Source organism: Bacteroidota bacterium, from assembly GCA_036522515.1.
Classification (GTDB): Bacteria; Bacteroidota; Ignavibacteria; order UBA10030; family SZUA-254; genus VBOC01.
Window position 1 is genome coordinate 75,940 of sequence record DATDFQ010000019.1, and the last position, 18,802, is coordinate 94,741.

18 protein-coding genes are annotated in these 18,802 nt (G+C 60.5%); 5 read left to right on the top strand and 13 right to left on the bottom strand.

Annotation, left to right across the window (positions count from 1 at the left end; all coding sequences use genetic code 11):
* Positions 1-310: 310 nt before the first annotated feature.
* Complete coding sequence (locus VI215_02950; protein ID HEY6191263.1) at positions 311-1,168, bottom strand: DMT family transporter; 858 nt, start codon at positions 1,166-1,168, stop codon at positions 311-313.
* Between the two features lie 152 nt (positions 1,169-1,320).
* On the opposite strand from VI215_02950, the gene polA reads away from it, so the two are divergent.
* From polA to VI215_02970, 4 genes are read left to right on the top strand one after another with little or no spacing between them, the layout of a single operon-like run.
* Positions 1,321-4,095 (top strand): DNA polymerase I, encoded by a 2,775-nt coding sequence (polA, locus tag VI215_02955; protein HEY6191264.1) that lies wholly within the window; start codon positions 1,321-1,323, stop codon positions 4,093-4,095.
* Positions 4,096-4,139: 44 nt separating this feature from the next.
* A complete protein-coding gene (locus tag VI215_02960; protein ID HEY6191265.1) occupies positions 4,140-6,017 on the top strand; it encodes a hypothetical protein in 1,878 nt (625 codons plus the stop codon).
* A complete protein-coding gene (locus VI215_02965; GenBank protein ID HEY6191266.1) occupies positions 6,014-7,366 on the top strand; it encodes an amino acid permease in 1,353 nt (450 codons plus the stop codon). Before VI215_02960 ends, VI215_02965 begins: the two co-directional genes overlap by 4 nt.
* A complete protein-coding gene (locus VI215_02970; protein HEY6191267.1) occupies positions 7,363-8,454 on the top strand; it encodes a pyridoxal phosphate-dependent aminotransferase in 1,092 nt (363 codons plus the stop codon). The genes VI215_02965 and VI215_02970 overlap by 4 nt, the downstream gene beginning before the upstream one ends.
* 1 nt (position 8,455) lies before the next feature.
* On the opposite strand, the gene VI215_02975 is transcribed toward VI215_02970, so the two are convergent.
* The 8 genes from VI215_02975 to rplM all read right to left on the bottom strand — a co-directional run bounded on the left by VI215_02975 (position 8,456) and on the right by rplM (position 13,619).
* Positions 8,456-9,025, bottom strand: a complete 570-nt coding sequence (locus VI215_02975; protein ID HEY6191268.1) for a DUF5668 domain-containing protein — start codon at positions 9,023-9,025, stop codon at positions 8,456-8,458.
* Positions 9,022-9,720 (bottom strand): PspC domain-containing protein, encoded by a 699-nt coding sequence (locus tag VI215_02980; GenBank protein HEY6191269.1) that lies wholly within the window; start codon positions 9,718-9,720, stop codon positions 9,022-9,024. The genes VI215_02975 and VI215_02980 overlap by 4 nt, the downstream gene beginning before the upstream one ends.
* A 99-nt stretch (positions 9,721-9,819) precedes the next feature.
* A complete protein-coding gene (gene frr, locus VI215_02985; GenBank protein HEY6191270.1) occupies positions 9,820-10,377 on the bottom strand; it encodes a ribosome recycling factor in 558 nt (185 codons plus the stop codon).
* Between the two features lie 27 nt (positions 10,378-10,404).
* Positions 10,405-11,157: a UMP kinase gene (gene pyrH / locus VI215_02990; GenBank protein HEY6191271.1), complete on the bottom strand. Its 753-nt coding sequence runs from the start codon at positions 11,155-11,157 to the stop codon at positions 10,405-10,407.
* Positions 11,158-11,238: 81 nt separating this feature from the next.
* Positions 11,239-11,835 carry a translation elongation factor Ts gene (tsf, locus tag VI215_02995; GenBank protein HEY6191272.1) on the bottom strand — a complete coding sequence of 199 codons (597 nt, stop codon included), beginning with the start codon at positions 11,833-11,835 and terminating at the stop codon, positions 11,239-11,241.
* Between the two features lie 37 nt (positions 11,836-11,872).
* Positions 11,873-12,622 (bottom strand): 30S ribosomal protein S2, encoded by a 750-nt coding sequence (gene rpsB / locus VI215_03000; protein ID HEY6191273.1) that lies wholly within the window; start codon positions 12,620-12,622, stop codon positions 11,873-11,875.
* 124 nt (positions 12,623-12,746) lie between these two features.
* Entirely contained in the window at positions 12,747-13,145 is a 399-nt protein-coding gene (gene rpsI / locus VI215_03005) for a 30S ribosomal protein S9 (protein HEY6191274.1), read from the bottom strand.
* Positions 13,146-13,169: 24 nt separating this feature from the next.
* On the bottom strand, positions 13,170-13,619 hold the full coding sequence (gene rplM, locus VI215_03010) for a 50S ribosomal protein L13 (protein HEY6191275.1): 450 nt from the start codon (positions 13,617-13,619) through the stop codon (positions 13,170-13,172).
* Between the two features lie 394 nt (positions 13,620-14,013).
* Here rplM and VI215_03015 point away from each other — a divergent pair, with 394 nt between their 5' ends.
* Positions 14,014-14,466, top strand: coding sequence for a response regulator (locus tag VI215_03015; GenBank protein ID HEY6191276.1), 453 nt, complete (start codon positions 14,014-14,016; stop codon positions 14,464-14,466).
* 6 nt (positions 14,467-14,472) lie between these two features.
* On the opposite strand, the gene lipA is transcribed toward VI215_03015, so the two are convergent.
* From lipA to VI215_03035, 4 genes are read right to left on the bottom strand one after another with little or no spacing between them, the layout of a single operon-like run.
* On the bottom strand, positions 14,473-15,378 hold the full coding sequence (lipA, locus tag VI215_03020) for a lipoyl synthase (protein ID HEY6191277.1): 906 nt from the start codon (positions 15,376-15,378) through the stop codon (positions 14,473-14,475).
* A 7-nt stretch (positions 15,379-15,385) separates the two neighbouring features.
* On the bottom strand, positions 15,386-16,762 hold the full coding sequence (locus VI215_03025; protein HEY6191278.1) for a dihydrolipoamide acetyltransferase family protein: 1,377 nt from the start codon (positions 16,760-16,762) through the stop codon (positions 15,386-15,388).
* 27 nt (positions 16,763-16,789) lie between these two features.
* On the bottom strand, positions 16,790-17,767 hold the full coding sequence (locus tag VI215_03030; protein ID HEY6191279.1) for an alpha-ketoacid dehydrogenase subunit beta: 978 nt from the start codon (positions 17,765-17,767) through the stop codon (positions 16,790-16,792).
* Complete coding sequence (locus tag VI215_03035) at positions 17,764-18,753, bottom strand: thiamine pyrophosphate-dependent dehydrogenase E1 component subunit alpha (GenBank protein HEY6191280.1); 990 nt, start codon at positions 18,751-18,753, stop codon at positions 17,764-17,766. Before VI215_03035 ends, VI215_03030 begins: the two co-directional genes overlap by 4 nt.
* Positions 18,754-18,802: the final 49 nt, after the last annotated feature.

Consider the following 18,802-nt stretch of genomic DNA (forward strand, 5'->3'; position numbering starts at 1 on the left):
CCGGATCGGGAGCGAAGCGTTGTTGCGCATTTAATATAGAGAAAAGCTGCGCCTCAATCAAGCGTTTGGAAGGGGTTTACCGGGTGAATCCCACAGACCGGGTAAATCGATCACCCCCGCATCCGGACGTGTGGCGCAAGGCTTGGGCGTGTCTTATTTTGTCATCCTGAGCACATTCGCTTCGCTCAGTGTAAACTCCGCGAAGGATCTCGCATACCGGAAAGACGAGATCCTTCGGTCGCTACGCTCCCTCAGGATGACATGTTCGGGGAAATTGAGACGCTGCGTAATGCTTCTTACAAAATCCCCGTCATCCAAACTGTGTGAGGACGATGCCTGCGAGTGTGATAGCCCCGCCGATGATGAAGATGAGCGAGATCGGCTGCCCAAGGAGGAAGAACGCCAGGAGCGTCGTCATCACAGGTTGGAGGTTGGTAAAGATGGCCACCTTGCTCGCCTCGATCCTTCCCAGGGCATAATACCAGAGAAAGTATGCAAAGATCGAGGTTCCCAGGGAGAGGTAGGCGAGGCCTGCCCAGTGCATGGGAGTCAACTGCGAGTAATCGAACTCAATCGCATTCACGGCACCCACAGGCAGGTAGAGCACCGTCCCGAGGATCATCGTCAGGGCGCTCGTCTGAAATGCGCCGTATTTGAGAATCATCGGCCGTCCTTTTACCGTGTAAAACGACCACGAAACGACGGCGGCGACCAGGAGCAAGTTGCCGAAGGTATAATCGGAGGCAAGGTCGATTCCGTGCTCGAAGACGACAAGGAGGATCCCGCCGAACGCAATCGACACCCCGAGCAATTTCTTCAGGGTCAGTCGCTCCTTCCCTCCCACCGCTGAAATCACAAGCACGACCGCGGGGGTCGCGGCGTACATGAGAGAGGCGTTGGACGCCGTCGTGTGCCGCAGGGCCGTCAGGAAGAGAAATTGATTCGCCGGAATCGCGAGAAAACTGAGGAGCAGAATCCTCCCGTAATCCTCCCGCGCGATCGAACTCCGGGTCCGGCGTATGAGCATGATGATCAGGAGGCCCGCTGCCGCCAGGGCCGACCGGATCATCGTCAGCCCCACCGGCTCGATATCCCTCACCACTACTTTTGCCACGAGATGGGTTCCGCTCGAAATGAGCGACTGGAATATCAGAGAGAAATATACCATGAAAAAGCGCCTGCCAGGGCCCGTTATTGGGGAAAATGATGAACAAGGTAGGGATAATTTCTCTAAGAAGGGAGATTTGATTTCCCCGTTTTTTTCGATATGTTAGGCACGATCCCCTCTGTTCGATCAATTAACCGGCATCCAATCGGCTCATGAGCGTAAAACGAGTAAATCCTCCCTCCGCCACTGAGCGCCTTTTTCTGCTGGACGGTATGGCCCTCGCCTATCGGGCATACTTCTCTTTTATAAGCCGGCCCCTGATCAACTCCAGGGGGGAAAACACCAGCGCTATTTTCGGATTCGTCAACACCCTGATGAAGATTCTTGACGAAAAGCCTGAGCATATAGCGGTGGTGTTCGATACGAAGGAACCTACGTTCCGGCATGTCATGTACCAGCCTTACAAGGCCACACGCCAGAAGATGCCGGAGGACATGGCGGGCCAACTCGACCTTCTCAAGGAAGTGGTGAGGGCCTTCAACGTGCCGTGCCTCGAGCTTCCGGGGTACGAAGCCGACGACATCATGGGAACCCTCGCCCGGAGGGCCGAACAACTGGGGATCGAGACCTACCTCGTCACCGGCGATAAGGATTTCATGCAGCTGATTTCTCCGCGCGTGAAGATGTACAGGCCGGGCAAGCGGGGCGACGACTGGGAAGTTCTTGACGAAAAAGCCGTGAAGGTAAAATTCGGAGTCGCGCCGGACCGTGTCACGGACGTTCTCGGCCTGATCGGGGATAAGTCAGACAATGTGCCCGGCGTCCCGGGGATAGGAGAAAAGACGGCAATCCCTCTGGTGCAGAAATACGGCTCGCTCGAACGAATCCTAAAGGAGATCGATCAGATCCCGCAGCAGGGGATCAGACAAAAACTCACCGACCACACCGGCGAAGCCGTCCTCTCGAAAAAACTCGTCACCATCGACACCGCCGTCCCGATCGAGGTCGATATCCATCACCTTGTCGCGAAACCTCTCAACAGGGAAAAACTTGTCACGCTCTTCGGGAACCTCGAATTCCGGACGCTTGCGAGGAAGATTTCCGAATCGCGCTCCGGAGCTGAAGAATCTCCCGCTCCTCCCCCGCCCCGCCCGACGAGCGATATCACGAATGACGAACACGTCTATCACCTTGTGGCGACCGAGAAGGATCTCGCCAAACTCGTGAAATTGCTCGGGTCCTCCGCGCGTTTCGTCTTCGACACCGAAACCACAGGCACCGATCCCCTCCAGGCGGAACTGGTGGGGCTTTCCTTCGCCGTCGCTCCGAGAGAGGCGTGGTACGTGCCGGTCGAAAGCACGCCGGGGTTTCCCGTGGAGCATGTCTTGAAAAGCCTCGCCCCCGTCTTCGCCGATCCGGCGATCGGAAAAGCCGGCCAGAATGTCAAGTACGACATGCTGGTATTGGCGAGGCACGGCATCCGGGTCGAAGGGCCCGTGTTCGACACGATGGTCGCGAATTACATCCTCCGCCAGGAGAGCCGCCACAACCTCGACTCGCTGGCCGCGGAGCATCTCGGCTACTCGATGATATCGTACGACGAACTCACGGGGACCGGCAAGGATCGGAAGCCGCTACGCGAGATCGAGGTACAGAAGGTGGCGGACTACTCCGCCCAGGACGCCGACATCACGTTCCGTCTCCTCGAGAAACTCTCGGCGGCCCTCGGGGAGCAGTCCCTCCTGCGGCTTGCGGAAGATGTCGAATTTCCCCTGATCCCCGTTCTCGCGGAGATGGAACAGGCCGGCGTCGCGCTCGACGTCGGATACCTGGCCGATCTCTCTAAAGATATGGAACGCCAGCTGGCGGTTCTCACCTCGGAGATCTACCGGCAATCCGGCGAGACATTCAACATCAACTCCACCCAGCAGCTCAGCAAGATCCTGTTCGAAAAATTGGGGCTCGCATCGGGGAAGAAAACCAAGACGGGTTTTTCGACCGACGTCGGCGTGCTCGAGATGTTGCGCCACGAACACGACGTCGTCGGGAAGCTGCTCGAGTACCGGCAACTTCAGAAACTCAAGTCGACCTATGTCGATGCCCTCCCGGCCCTGATCAACCCCGGGACCGGACGGGTCCATACTTCCTTCAATCAAACCGTCGCCGCAACCGGACGCCTTTCGAGCAGCAACCCGAACCTGCAGAATATCCCCATTCGCACCGAAGCCGGCAAGAGCATCCGGAAAGCCTTCATCCCGGGAAAGAAGGGCGCGCGGATCCTCTCCGCCGATTACTCCCAGATCGAACTGAGGGTGATGGCGCACGTCTCCGGAGACGAGGGGCTGACAGAGGCGTTCACAAACGGCGAAGACATCCACACCACGACGGCCGCGGGAGTGTTCGGCATACCTGTCCGGGAGGTGACGCGAGAGATGCGACGGCGCGCCAAGGAGGTGAATTTCGGAATCATGTACGGGATCGGACCGTACGGACTCGCAACCAGGCTCGACATTCCCCAGGCCGAGGCGAAAGCCATTATCGCGCGGTATTTTGAGAGGTTCCCGAAGGTGAATCAATATATCGGCGACACCATCGCGAAGGCGCGAAGCGACGGGTATGTCAGCACTCTCCTCGGGAGGCGGCGCTACCTCCCCGACGTGCGAAGCCGGAATTTCACAGTCCGAAGCAACGCCGAGCGCCAGGCAATCAACATGCCCATCCAGGGGACCGCCGCCGATATGATCAAGATTGCGATGATTCGAATCCACGCCGCGCTCGGCAAGAAACAAACCGGCGTCAGGATGCTTCTTCAGGTGCACGACGAACTGGTGTTCGAGGTGGACAAGAGTCCGGCGGGGGGAAAAGCCGCTTCACTCGAAAAAACAAAAGCCATCGTGATCAGGGAAATGAAACAGGCGTTGCCCCTCTCCGTGCCTGTCGAGGTCGAGGCCGGAATCGGAACAAACTGGCTGGAGGCCCACTCGTGAGAAACAATTTCAGCCCGGGATTCCGGATCCGGAAGGAGCCGTTCATGAAACGTTCGTTTATACTGCTTATGACACTGTCGGCGCTGTGCCCGGGAGCCGGCAGGCTCTGCGAGGCGCAATGGTCTCACGATCCCCTGCGAAACAATCCGCTCTGCATCGCGCCGGGAGATCAGTCCTATCCGGCGATGGTAGGCGACGGCGAAGGAGGAGCGATCATCACCTGGACGGACGCCCGGGGAAGCGACATCGACATTTACGCGCAGCATATCAGCGCCGCGGGGCGAGTGGAATGGGCTGCGAACGGCCTTCCGGTCTGTCTCGCACGAAACGACCAGACGGCGCCGACCATCGTGAGCGACGGCGAGGGGGGAGCGATTCTTACCTGGACCGATAACAGGACGGGCACGAACGACATCTACGGCCAGCACGTGAGCCGGAGCGGGCTCGCCCTCTGGCAGAAGAACGGAGTACCCATCTGTTCTGCCGTGAACGACCAGGTGGCATCGACGCTCGTGGCCGACGGCCAGGGAGGCGCGATCGTCGCCTGGCGGGACCTCCGGGGCGGAGCGAGCTACGACATTTATGCCCAACGCGTCAACTCCACGGGGAGCGGCCTCTGGTCGCCCGACGGGGTACCGGTCTGCACGGCACCAAACCGGCAAACGGACCCCGCGATCGCCACCGACGCGGCCGGGGGCGCAATCATCGCATGGCTCGACAACCGGAAGGGAAACGCCGATCTCTATGCGCAGCGCATGAGCGCATCTGGTTTGCCCCTCTGGAGCCGGGACGGAGTCCTGATCTCCGAGTCGGGGAGCGACCAGAGAAATCCGGCGATCATCGGCGACGGCGCAGGGGGAGGGATCATCGTCTGGCGTGACGCACGGAACGGAACGAATTATGATATCTACGCTGAACGCGTGGACGGATCCGGGGCGAATCAGTGGGCTCTGAACGGGATTCCGATCTGCACGGCCGCGGGGGACCAGGAATCGCCGCAGATTATCAACGACGGGCTGAGGGGCGGAATCATCGCCTGGACCGATAACCGGAACGGGAACAAAGACATTTTTGCACAGCACATCGACATCGCCGGAACCATCCAGTGGCCCGCGGACGGAATTCCCGTCTGCAAGTCGGCGGGGAACCAGATCTATCCCGCGATCACAAGCGACGGCCTGGGCGGGGCGATTATCGCCTGGCTCGATTACCGCCACGGTGAAGGCGACATCTACGCGCAGCGGATCGGCGGCCTCGGCGCCTCTGAATGGCCCGCGGACGGGGTCGCGGTGAGCAGCTCTCCCGGCGAACAATTCAACCCGGTGATCGTGACGGGAACCGGACGGGGCGCCATCATCGCCTGGTACGACTACCGGACGGGGACAAGCTCCGACATCTATTCGCAGAGGGTCGACCGGGTCGGATACCTCGGGGACGCCGCCCCCCATCTCGCCCGCGTGCGACCGGCGCCCGGCGACTCGCAGCGAACCGTCACGCTCCTGTGGAACGGCTCCTACGTCGATTCGTGGCCGAACCAGACCGTCACGTCATACGCGCTCTGGAGGGGTGAAAAGCCCACGGCGTCCGAGCGGTTCGCGTCCGTTTCCACTCTCACCACAAACGTGGAGGATTCGATTTACTGGGAGTATGTCGCGACCATAAAACCGCACTGGCTGAACGGATACTCGTTTACGCTTCCGTCGCGCACCGACGGAACGCGGATCGGGGAAGGGCAGGAGTACTATATGGTTTCGGCTCTCACCTCCGAACCGCTTGTCTACTGGGACTCGGAGATCGGCCAGATCGAATGGAGCCCAAGGAGGGCGCTGCCGCCTCTCCCCTCCGCCCAGCTCTCGAGCCGGTTCTCGTTCCCCCCCGCTCCGCCGGGAGCCGAGTCTAAAGCGAGCGAGAGCCCGCGTTGAATTCCGGGAGCGCGCCCGCAAAACCCGGCCTGGCCCGGCGGCTCGGCCTGTTCGACGCGACGATGATCGTAATGGGAGGGATCATCGGTTCGGGCATCTTCATCAATCCTTCCACCGTCGCACGGCAGGTTCATCTCCCTGTTCTGATTCTCGGCGCATGGCTCGTGGGCGGGATCATCGCCATGATCGGCGCCTTCATCTACGCGGAGCTGGCCGCTCGGAGGCCGCACGTCGGGGGCCAGTACGCGTATCTCCGCGAATGTTACCATCCCTTGATCGCATTCCTGTTCGGCTGGTCGCTCTTTCTGATCAGCGATTGCGGGGGGATGGCGGCGGTGGCGGTGATCTTTGCGCGGTACTACATTGAGCTGACGGGGGTTCCGCTGAGCGAGCCGGTGGTCGCAATTCTCGCGCTCGGGGTTCTGACGATCGTCAATTGCCTCGGAGTGCGGACGGGATCGACCGTTCAGAACATCCTCATGGTCACGAAGATCCTCGCGATACTCCTCCTGGTGGGGCTCGGGTTCCGGCTGATCGTCCAGGCGGGCGGATTTGCACAGCCTGCCGTCGCTCCCCCCTCTCCCCCCCTCTCGTTCGACCTGCTGACCACGTTCGGGGCGGCGCTCGTGCCTGTCCTCTTCGCCTACGGGGGCTGGCAGACCGCGAACTTTGTCGCCGGAGAAATACGCGAGCCGCAGAAGAATCTCCCCCGCGGCCTGATCATCGGAGTCGCCGGGGTGGTCGTGCTCTATCTTGCGGTGAATCTGGTCTGTGTCGGGACTCTCGGAGCCGAGGGGCTCGCGGCGACGGGAACTCCGGCCACGGCGGTCATGAGAATGGCGCTGGGACAAAAAGGTGCTTCGCTGATCGCCGTGGGCATCGCCATCTCGACGCTCGGGTTCCTGAGCCAATCGATCCTGACCGCGCCGCGCGTCTACTTTGCGATGGCGCAGGACGGACTCTTTTTCAAGAGCGTCGCATGGCTGCATCCCCGGACCCGGGTTCCCGTGGTGGCGATCATTCTCCAGGGATCACTCGCGATGCTCCTCACCCTTTCGGGAACCTACGAACAGCTCCTCAGCTATGTCGTGTCGGACGATTTCTTGTTCTTTGGATTATCGGCGTCGTGCATCTTTCTTCTCCGCAAACGCCAGGGTCCGGACGACTCCGGAAGCGGTTTTAACATGCCGGGGCATCCCTGGTCGACCATCCTTTTTATTACGATCTGTTTTTGCATCGTGGTGAACACCGTTTATAAATATCCGGCGAACACCGGCATCGGGATCGCGATCATCCTCACAGGAATTCCCGTCTATTATTTCTGGAAATCCCTCCGGCGACCCCGATGACGCCGGGCCGCCGCCTGAAATCGGAGTACATGGAGTGGGTGAAAACCGGCGGGCATGCGCGCTACAATCTCGCGTCGAGCGACCTCCTCCCTGTCCGCATCGACGGGCTCTCCTTCACCCCCGGCGACCTCGAGCTCACGGGTCCGGGCGGATACGGATACCGTCCGCTCACGGAGGCGGTCGCCGAGCGGTACGAAGTCGACCCGGGCCGCGTGGTGACCACGGCCGGAACTTCCATGGCGAACCACCTCGCGCTCGCCGCGCTCCTGGAACCCGGGGACGAAGTGTTGATCGAACAGCCCACCTACGAATTGATCGTGTCGGCGGCGGAATTCCTCGGGGCGAAGGTCATCCGCTTCCCCCGCCGGTTCGAGTCCGGCTTTCAGATCGATCCGGAGGATATCATCCGGGCCGCCGGCGCCCGGACCCGCCTCATCGTGCTGACGAACCTTCATAACCCGAGCAGCGCCTTCACCGATGAAGCGACTCTGTCGCGGATCGGGGAAATCGCACGGCGGACGGGCGCGCGCGTTCTCGTCGACGAGGTCTACCTCGACGCCGCGTTCGACCTCCGGCCCCGGACGTCCCACCATCTCGGCAGGGAGTTTGTCGTCACGAACAGCCTGACAAAGGTGTACGGCTTGAGCGGCTTACGGTGCGGGTGGATCCTCGCGGAGACCGCGGTCGCGGAAAAAATCTGGAGGCTTGCGGACCTTTTTTACAGCAGCCTGCCGCATGTGGCCGAGCGCCTGAGCGTGATCGCGTTCAGCCAGCTTCCCGCCCTCGAGCGCCGCGCCCGCGGGATCCTCGAGGCGAACGCCGCAGCCGTCAACAGGTTCTTCCGCGTACGGGGCGATCTCGAATCGCTGGAACACGCACGGGGGTTGGTGGCGTTGCCGCGCCTCAAAGCGGGCGACAGCTCCGGTTTCTGCGACCGGTTGCTGGCGAACTACGAGACGTCGGTCGTGCCGGGACGGTTCTTCGATCTGCCGCGTCATCTGCGGATCGGACTCGGGGGTGAACCGGCGGACGTGGAAGAAGGGCTCCGGCGGCTTGCCGGGGCGCTTGACGAGGAGGGGAAACGCTGAGTTACTGAACCTGCGCCCTGCGGCGGAGAAGCAGGGCGAGGCCGAGCACGACGAGGGCGAGAGGCCAGTAGAGCCTGACGGCATCCCACACATCATACCGGTCGAGGTATCCGAGCTCGGTGAGGACGAACGCCACGCCGATTCCGCAGAGCAGGCTCGCGGGAATGAGCAGCTCCCATTCATGGAAGTTGTTGAGGAACAGCATCAGAAGCGCGATGCCGAAGATCAGGAACGTGGCGGGGAAGAACATTCCCATCCGGACGTCGACGTAGTCGGAGGAACGGAGCAGGAAAAAAAGACCGTAGAGGAACGCGACGGTTCCTCCGAAAATCGCCCCCCTCCTGTTCCGCGCAAATCCCTGGACCGCTTTCACCAGTCCGAAGATGAGCAGGATGGACCAGATTGCCATGTGGAATCCGAACTGGATCAGATCGAGCCGGTCGAGCAGCATGACCACCCCGAGCAGGATCAGGCCGACGGCAAGCCAGTGCGTTCGATGCCTGGGAACTTCCGGCATTGGAACCTGGGGAAGCTGGGTCGTTGACCCCTGGGTCGTTGGAACCTCGGTCATTGGGCCCCCGCTGGTGAAGTCATCACCGGCTTTTCCTCGGGCATCACGATCGCAAGAATAATATAGAGCAGAAGCCCCCACCCGAAGGAAGCCAGCACCACCACCAGATAGAGCACCCGGACGATCGTGGGATCGAGATGGAAGTAGTCCGCAATCCCCCCGCAGACTCCGAACACTTTCCGGTCCTTCGTGGAGCGCCGAAGCTCTTTCGGCCGCACGGGGTTCGCCGCCCCCGGTTCTGCCGCCTGGCCGGAGGCGGATTCAGCGCCGCTCTGCCGGCGGCGGTAGGAATAAATGAGCACGATTCCGAGGAGGACGAGCAGGCTCGGGAGCAGGATCGAGTGCGAAAACGACCACCAGTTCACGTCTGCGAGCCAGCCGAGATTGATCAGGAGAACGAACGCTCCGAGAAGCACGAGCGTGATGCCGAAAAACCGCCGTTTGTCGGTCGGTTGGGAGAAGGGGCTCCCCGCAGGATGGACCGGCGCATCGCCCGGATTCGAGGGCATGATGATCATCGCGGCGATGTACAAAAAAAAGCCCGATCCCCCGAGAAGGGTCACGAGCACGCACAGAATGCGGACGATCGTAGGATCGATATCGAAGTATTCTGCGATTCCGCCGCAGATCCCGTCGATCACGCGGTTCCGCCTCGACTTGTATAACCTCTTCTGAATGTGCGCTCCTGCTTCCATTTTTGGGGTCTCCCTGGCTTTTCTCTCTACACTACTTCTACGCACTTGCCGGGGAGAATGTTTCGCCAAAAAACCGCTGGAAAACAGCGCTGAGCGCCGTCAGACCTCCATGATTTCCTTTTCTTTGATCACGACGAGCGTGTCGACATCCTTTATATACTTGTCGGTCATCTTTTGAACCTCGGCTTCGGCCCGCTTCCGTTCGTCTTCGGAGAAATGCTCCGCCTTTTCCGAGCGCTTCAGGTGCTCGATCGCGTCGCGGCGGACGTTTCTCACCGCAATCTTTCCCTCTTCGGCGAATTTTTTGACGAGCTTCACGATTTCCCTCCGGCGCTCCTCGTTGAGCGGGGGGATCGGGACGCGGATCACATTGCCGTCCGCCACGGGGTTCAGGCCGAGGTTTTCGGCCTGGATGGCTTTTTCGATGGGGCCGACCATGGCCTTGTCCCACGGCTGGACCGAAATCGTATGCACATCCATGACGCTCACGTTGGCGACCTGGTGGAGGGGCATGTGTGATCCGTAATATTCCACCTTGATGCCGTCGAGCAGGGCGGTGGTCGCCTTGCCGGTCCGGATCTTCACCAGTTCAAGGCGCACGACTTCCGTCGCCTTGTGCATTTTTTCGTCTGTCTGCTTGAGGATTTCCTTGGTCATTCCGCCTCGCTTGGGATGTTCAACAGGTCAGGTCTTTTGCCGCCGCTTGCGCTTTCCCGCCTGGACCGTGCGGGCGGAAGAGACAATCGTGCCGAGCTTCTCTCCGCCGACGATCCGCTTCAAAGAGCCGGGGACATTCATGTTGAAGACGACGATCGGCATCGAGTTCTCCTTGCAGAGGGTGATCGCCGTCAGGTCCATCACTTTGAGATCTTTCTTCAGGACGTCCTGGTACGAGATCGCCCCGAATCTGTTCGCTTTCGGATTTTTCTCCGGATCGGAGGTGTAAATCCCGTCGACCCGGGTTCCCTTCATGATGACGTCCGCCCCGATCTCCACCGCCCGGAGCGCCGCGGCGGTGTCGGTCGTGAAATAGGCGTTGCCGGTGCCGGCGCCGAAGATCACGACGCGGCCTTTTTCGAGGTGGCGGATCGCCCTCCGCCGGATAAAGGGCTCGGCGATCTCCTCCATCTTAATGGAGCTGAGCAAACGGGTAAAGGTGCCCCGCCGCTCGAGCGCGCTCTGAAGCGCAAGTCCGTTCATGATTGTCGCGAGCATTCCCATCAGGTCGCCGGTGACTCTGTCGACACCGTCGGATGAGTTCTCGACCCCCCTGTAGATGTTGCCTCCCCCGATGACGATTCCGATCTCCACTCCCGACTGCTGGAGCTCCGCGATCTCCTCCGCGTACCGCTGAAGGACCCGGGGATCGATGCCGAAATCCTTCTCGCCCATGAGGGCTTCGCCGCTCACCTTCAGGAGAATGCGTTTATACTTCATCGAGACGCGTGCGGAACGTTATAGGATCGGTAGCCGCAAGCTTTAGCTTGCGGACTCTCCCCGCGGGAGTTTCACATGTGTTCAGGAACCGTTTTCGCCAAGATGGAACCGCCTGAACCTGCGGACCGTCACTTTCTCTCCGGTCTTCGCCGTCAGGTCGAGGATCAGGTCCTTCACGGTCTTTCCCGAATCGCGGATGAACGTTTGCTCGAGCAGGCAAACTTCCTGATAATATTTTTCCAATTTTCCGTTCGCGATCCGGTCGATCATCTGTTCCGGCTTTTTCTCGTTCCTGGCCTGCGTCCGGTAAATCTCCAGCTCGTGGTCGATGGTTTCACGGGCCACATCCTCCCGCGCGATGTAGCGCGGACTCATCGCCGCGATTTGCATCGCCAGGTCCCTCGCGAGCGCCCTGAAGTCGTCCGTCTTCGCGACGAAATCGGTCTCGCAATTCACCTCCACCATCGCGCCGATCCGCCCGCCCGCATGGATGTACGCTTCGACCAGCCCCTGGTTCGTTATCCTGTCGGCGCGTTTCTCGGCCGTCGCGGCCCCCTTCTTCCGGAGATAGTCGATGGCCTTTTCGAGGTTCCCCCCGGAGGCGGCCAGCGCCTGCTTGCAGTCCATCACTCCCGCGCCGGTCTTCTCGCGCAGCTCCTTCACATGTTCCGGTTTAATCTCAGCAGTCACAGTCGGATCTCATCCTTTCAAATGTTCATTCAGAAACGGCCTGGGTCTGCTCCCGGCCGGCATCCCCTTCCATTCCTTCGAGTTGTGCGTTTGTCCGCTCCGACCCTTCGAGGATCGCGGTCGCGAAGATCCTGGTGATCATCTGGACCGACTTGATGGCATCGTCGTTCGCGGGGATCGGATAATCGACTTCGGTGGGGTTGCAGTTCGTGTCCACGATCGCAAACACGGGAATCCCGAGCCGCTTCGCCTCCTTCACGGCGATCTCCTCCTTCTTGATGTCGACGACATAGAGGGCGCCGGGGAGCCTCGTCATTTCGACGACGCCGGAAAGAACTTTCGCGAGCTTTTCCTTTTCGCGGTCGAGGACGAGCGCTTCCTTTTTCGTAATCTTGTCGTACGTCCCGTCGGTCTCCATCTTCTCGATGTTGGTCAGGCGCTTGACGCTCTTGCGGATCGTCGTGAAATTCGTCAGCATCCCGCCCAGCCAGCGCTCCGAAACGTAAAACTGGCGGCAGCGCTTCGCTTCCTCCTCGATCACCAGGCTCGCCTGTTTTTTCGTTCCCACAAGGAGGACGCGCCTTCCGTCCGCGATGATGCCGGAGACGGCGTTGCAGGCCGCTTCGAGAAGCTCTTGTGTTTTCTTGAGGTCGATGATGTGGATACCGTTCCGTTCCATGAATATGAACGGCTTCATCTTGGGGTTCCATCGGCGGGTCAGGTGCCCGAAATGGGCGCCTGCTTCGATCAGGTCTGTCAGTTCAACGCGTGGCATACCAGCGGTACTCCTTTATGTCAGTTGGCTCTTCTACTCCCGTCATCTTCCGCCGGAATCGGCCGCCTGCGACGCAGGCGAACGCGACACTGCCGACGGAATCAGAGAGTATGATTGATTACGGCTAACGCTTCGAGAACTGGAACCTCTTGCGCGCCTTCTTTTGACCGTACTTCTTTCGCTCCACCATCCTCGGGTCGCGCGTCATCAGGCTGTCGACGCGCAGCTTCGACCGGAGGTCCCCGTTGAGCTCGACGAGCGCGCGGGAGATTCCGAGCTTCACCGCCCCCGCCTGCCCCGAAAGGCCGCCTCCCCGGACGTTTGCGACGACGTCATACTTGCCGACCGTCTCCGTCACGGCAAACGGCAACAGCACCTCGCTTCGCATCGTATCGACCGGGAAATAATGTTCCAGCGCCCTGCGGTTGACCGTGATGGTGCCCGAACCGGGCTTGAGCACCACGCGGGCCACCGATGTCTTCCGGCGTCCGATCGTGATGATCTGGTGAGAATGTGTGATCATGAACGCTCCTCGGTTTTCAAGTTCCTATAAATCCAATTTCAGCGGCTCGGGTTTCTGAGCGGCGTGGGGATGGGCGGCGTCCCGGTACACTTTCAGTTTTTTGATCACATTCGCGCCGAGCCTGTTGTGCGGGATCATTCCCTTCACGGCGTGCATCACGATGCGCTCGGGGTTGGTCTTCATCAATTCCTTGAACGACTCGACAGTCGCCCCGCCCGGGTAACCGGTGTAATGAAAGTAGGTCTTCAGCTCGGTGCGCCGGCCGAGGACCTTCACTTTTCCCGCGTTCACGATGACGACGAAGTCGCCGCAATCGCTGTTGGGCGTGAAGACGGGCTTGTGCTTGCCGCGCAAGACGTGCGCGACACGGCTCGCGATCCGGCCGAGGGTCTGGCCGCTTGCGTCCACCACATACCATTTCCGTTCAACTTCTTGTTGCGTGAACGAGTGCGTTAACCTCTGTCCCAGTGCCACTGAAATGTCCTCAAAAATTGTTCAATCACGCGGAATCGGATCGGCGTACCTGACTCAGCCGGGGGGCTGAAGCCTCTTAAGCTACTGAAAAATTGGCTAAAAGGCAAGGGGAAAAATGGGAATCCGCCAGTTTGGCCCTCTTCCTCCCCGCTCGCCATCCTGAGCACATTCGCTTCGCTCAGTGTAAACCCCGCGAAGGATCTCCCGCCATTTAAAAGCGAAAAAGCCAGATCCTTCGGTCGCTACGCTCCCTCAGGATGACAAATAACAGGAAAATGCGACACCACCGGAATAACGGAAAAATCCTTGCTTGAATCTGAACAGGAGACTTTGTAGATTAACCCGTGCTCCGGATCCAACCAGAATTTCACCACCTATTTTCGGCGGGAACGCGATGAACATCCTCGTGGTCGACGACGAACGCGAATACAGAACTCTCGTGGGCAACTTCCTGGAGGATCAGGGTTGGACGGTATTCCTCGCAGGGGACGGCCAGGAGGGGATGGATACGCTCTACCGTGAAAAGATCGACATCATCGTGTCGGACATCTACATGCCGGTCATGGACGGGTTGAAGTTCCACCGTTCCGTGAGGGGGAACGCCAAGTTCGCGGAGATACCGTTCCTCTTCGTCTCCGCGTTCGACGACCCGCACACGATGGACGCGATCAAGAACCCGAGGATCGACGGCTTTTCGAGGAAGGGACGGCCGGTGGCCGACCTGAAGTCGTGGATACAGTATCTCCTGACCCCGGTGGACAAAAGACCCCCCACTCCCCCGGGAGAATCCACCCGCTCCACCGGCAGAGAATGGCGGCGCGATCTCCCGCGCACCAGGAGAAGGTAAGACTCTCTAAAGCTGTTGCTCTGCGTGGTAGGAGCTCCGCACGAGCGGTCCCGACTCCACGTGCCGGAAACCCATCTTCAGTCCCTCCTCTTTCAGCATCCTGAACTCATCCGGGTCCACGAATCGGTCGACCGGCAGATGGTCTCGTGTCGGTTGAAGGTATTGCCCGAGAGTCAGAATCCGGCACTCGACCTCCCTGAGGTCATTCAGGACATCGAACACCTCGTTCATACTCTCCCCGATTCCCAGCATCAGCCCCGTCTTTGTCGCGAACCCCCGTCTCCGGGCGCGATCGAGCAATTGAAGCGAGCGTTCGTATTTCGCCTGCGGCCTCACCGTTGGGTAGAGCCGGGGGACAGTTTCCATGTTGTGGTTGAGGATGTCGGGCAGCGCGTCGAGCACTATATCGAGCGCGAACTCATCCCCCCGGAAGTCCGGAATCAGGACCTCGATCGTAACACCCGGGCTTGCCGCGCGGACCTCTCGTATCGTCTCGGCGAAGATCTGGGCGCCTCCGTCGTAGAGTTCGTCCCTGTTGACCGACGTGATCACCGCATGGCGCAATCCCAGGAGTGCGACGGCCTCCGCGACGCGGCGAGGTTCGTCCCCGTCAAGCTCCTCCGGCTTCCCGGTTTTCACCGCGCAGAAACCGCAGCTCCGCGTGCAGACGTCGCCGAGAATCATGAAGGTGGCGGTCCCGTTGTTCCAGCATTCGCCCGTGTTCGGACAGCGGGCTTCCTGGCAGACGGTGTGCAGCCGGTGCGAGTCGACGATGTTCTTCAGGCGGGCATACCGCTCTCCCCCCGGAATCCGGGCCTTGAGCCAGGGGGGCCTGCGGCCGGGAGGCTGGGCGGCGGGCTGGCCGCCGGTGGCGGAAGACGGGGGCGCTATTTCCTGAATGATGAAGTCCATCGCCGGGTCAGACGATCTGAGATTCGTCGAACTTCTCGAGACGCTTCACCACCGTTTCCATGAACGACCCGCCGAGCGCGCCATCCACGATCCGGTGATCGAAGGCGAGCGTGAGATACGCGATGGAACGGATTGCGATCGCGTCGTTGATGACGACGGGCCTTTTCTCGATGGCGCCGGTGCCGAGGATCGCGACCTGGGGATGGTTGATGATGGGGACTCCGACCATCGTCCCGAAGACCCCGTAGTTCGTCAGCGTGAACGTCCCCCCCTCGATATCCGCAGGGCTCAGCTTCTTCGCGCGGGTCCGCGACGCGAGATCGTTGACCGCCCGGGCGAGCCCCGTAAAATTCTTCTCGTCCGCATTTTTGATCACCGGCACGATGAGGCCCGTCTCGGAGGCGACGGCGATGCCGAGGTTGATGAATTTTTTCATGATGATCTTGTCCCCTTCGAGGGAACAGTTGACGAGCGGAAACTCCTTGAGCGCCCTGATCACGGCGTCGCAGATGAAGGGCATGAACGTCAGCTTGAATCCTTCCCGTTTCTCGAACGATTCGCCTATCTTCCGGCGGGCCCTGTCCACATTGGTCATATCGCACTCGTGGACGGCCCAGACGTGCGGGGCCGTCTGCACGCTTTTCACCATGTGTTCCGACATCCGCTTCAGAACGTTGCTCATCTGCAGGATATCGTAATTCGGCCCGGGATATTTCGCGCTGAGTTCGCTGCCGTCGAAATGCTTCAGGGTTGACTCGATGCGTGGAGCGGCCGGACCCGCAGGCTGTGCAGCCGGCGCGGGGGCTCCCGGCGTTGCGGCCGCCGGCACGGTCCCCTTTTTGCGCATCTCGAGGTAGCCCAGAATGTCCTTCTTCGACACGCGGCCGCCTTCGCCCGTTCCCGGTATTCGTTCAAGTTCCGCCATCGCGATTCCCTCTTCGCGGGCGATGTTCATGACGAGCGGCGAATAGAATCTTCCTCCCGCTGCCGGGGCAGGCTCGGGTGACGGCGCCGGGGGTGCGGCTTGCGGGGCGGCGGGGGGCGCGGGTTTTGCGGCGGCCGCCTGGGCGGGCTTCGCCGGCTCGCTTGCCTTCGGAGGTGAAACCGGCTGCTGCGCGCCGGGGGCCGGCACCGCGGCGGATTCATCCGTGTCGATTTCCGCGATGACGGTCCGGACCTCGACCGTCTTCTGCTCGTCGAAGAGGAGCTTCGTGACAACTCCGGTCGCCGGAGAAGGGATTTCCGAATCGACCTTGTCGGTGCTGATCTCAAGGAGAGTCTCGTCCTTCTTCACCTTATCGCCCGGTTTCTTGTGCCACTTGATGATGGTGCCCTCGGTGAGACTTTCACCGAGTTGCGGCATGACAACGTCGACTTTCGCCATGGAATTCTCTCAGGAGTAATGGTTATTTCAATATGCTGCCAGTTGGCGCAGTATGTTCAGAACTTTTTGTGTGTTCGGAAGGAAAAATTCCTCCAGCGGCGGCGCGAACGGCACGGGGGTGTCGATCGATCCGATTCGCTTCACGGGCGCGTCGAGGTATTCGAACGCACGGTCGGCGATGAGAGCGGCGATTTCTCCGCCGATGCCGCCCGTGAGGTTGTCCTCGTGGAGGATGAGGGCCCTTCCGGTCTTCTTCACCGAATCGAGAATCGCACCGGTATCCAGCGGCAGAAGCGTCCGGAGATCGAGCACTTCGACATCGGTTCCCTCTTTCGAGATGGCCTCCGCGGCTTCGATTGCCCAGTGAACACCCGTCCCGTAGGTGATCACGGAGATGTCGCTTCCCTTCCTCTTGAGATCCGCCTTGCCGATCGGGACCACAAAATCCTCTTCGGTCAATTCCGCTTTGACGTGGCGGTAGAGATACTTGTGTTCGAAATAGAGGACCGGATCGGGATCGCGGATCGCGGCTTTGATCAACCCCTTCGCGTCGTACGGCGTGGAGGGCGCAACGATCTTAAGGCCGGGGACGTGGAAGAACCACGCCTCCGGGTTCGTCGAATGAAAGGGGCCGCCGCGGATCCCTCCTCCGGAGGGGAGCCGCACGACCATCGGGACCGGAATGCCAGTCCTGTAGTGAAATTTCGAAACGTTGTTCACGATCTGATTGAACCCGTTGGTCACAAAATCGGCGAACTGCATCTCCGCCACCGGCCGCATCCCCACGATGGCGGCGCCCATCGCCGCCCCGATGATGGCCGACTCTCCGAGCACCGTGTCGATGACGCGGTCTTCGCCGAACTCCTTCGCAAAGCCCTCGGTCGCCTTGAACGCACCGCCGTACGCTCCGATGTCTTCGCCGAGGAGGAACACCGAACTGTCGCGCCGCATCTCCTCGCGAAGACCCTCGCTGATCGCGCCGATGTATGTGACAGGCTCTCTCACGGTCGCGAACTCTCCTCCGCATACACGCCCGTTGCGGCGTCGCTGCCTTGAGGGTAACCCGCTTCGAGCCCCTTCCGGAGCGCCTCCTCAACGAGGCGTTTCGCGCCGGCGATCAGGGACGCTTTCTTTTGATCCGTCAAGAGGCCCTTCGAGAAAAGAAGTTTCTCCGTCCGCTCGAGCGGGTCTTTCTTGTTCCATTCTGCCAGGAGGTCTTTCGGCACGTACCATGCGGTATCGTGCGCGGCATGGCCCTGCATCCGCATCGTCACGCATTCGATCATCGAGGGACCGCCACCGTCCCGGGCTCTCTCCACCGCTTCCTTGCAGACGCGGTAGACGGAAGGGAGGTCGGTCCCGTCCACCGAAACGCCGGGGATGCCGTATCCGCTCGCCCGCTCGGAAAGATGCGCGACCAGAAACTGTTTCGAGATCGGCGTGGAGTAAGCGTATTGGTTGTTTTCGATGATCAGGACGAAGGGGAGACGCATCACCGAAGCCATCGCGAGCCCTTCGTGCACTTCGCCGACGTTCGAGCCCCCGTCCCCGATATAGGTCATGGCCACCGACTTTTCTTTCCGCAGCTTGCTCGCGAGGGCGACACCGACAGCCACGGGCACCATCGCACCGAGATGGCTGATGTTCCCGAATATCTTCTTCGCCGGATCTGCATAGTGCCCCGTTCCGTCGCGCCCCCTCGAGAATCCGCCCGCGCGGCCCAGATATTGCAAAGCCAGTTTATCGAGGGACTGTCCCCTCACGAGATGGGCTCCGAGGTCCCGGTGCATCGGGAAAATGTAGTCGTCTTTTCCCAGGGAATAGGCGCTCCCCACCGATGTTGCTTCGTTCCCCCGTCCGGAATATGCCCCCCCCACGATCTTGCCCTGCTGGTAAAGCCGGAGGATCGCATCCTCAAATTCACGGGTCTGGAGCATGTATCCGTACATTGCCAGGAGGTCGTCATTCCCAACCCCGGAATCCGGTTCCACTTTCCGAACCGGACCGGACTTCGAGGCCGAACGCTTTGATTTTACAAGA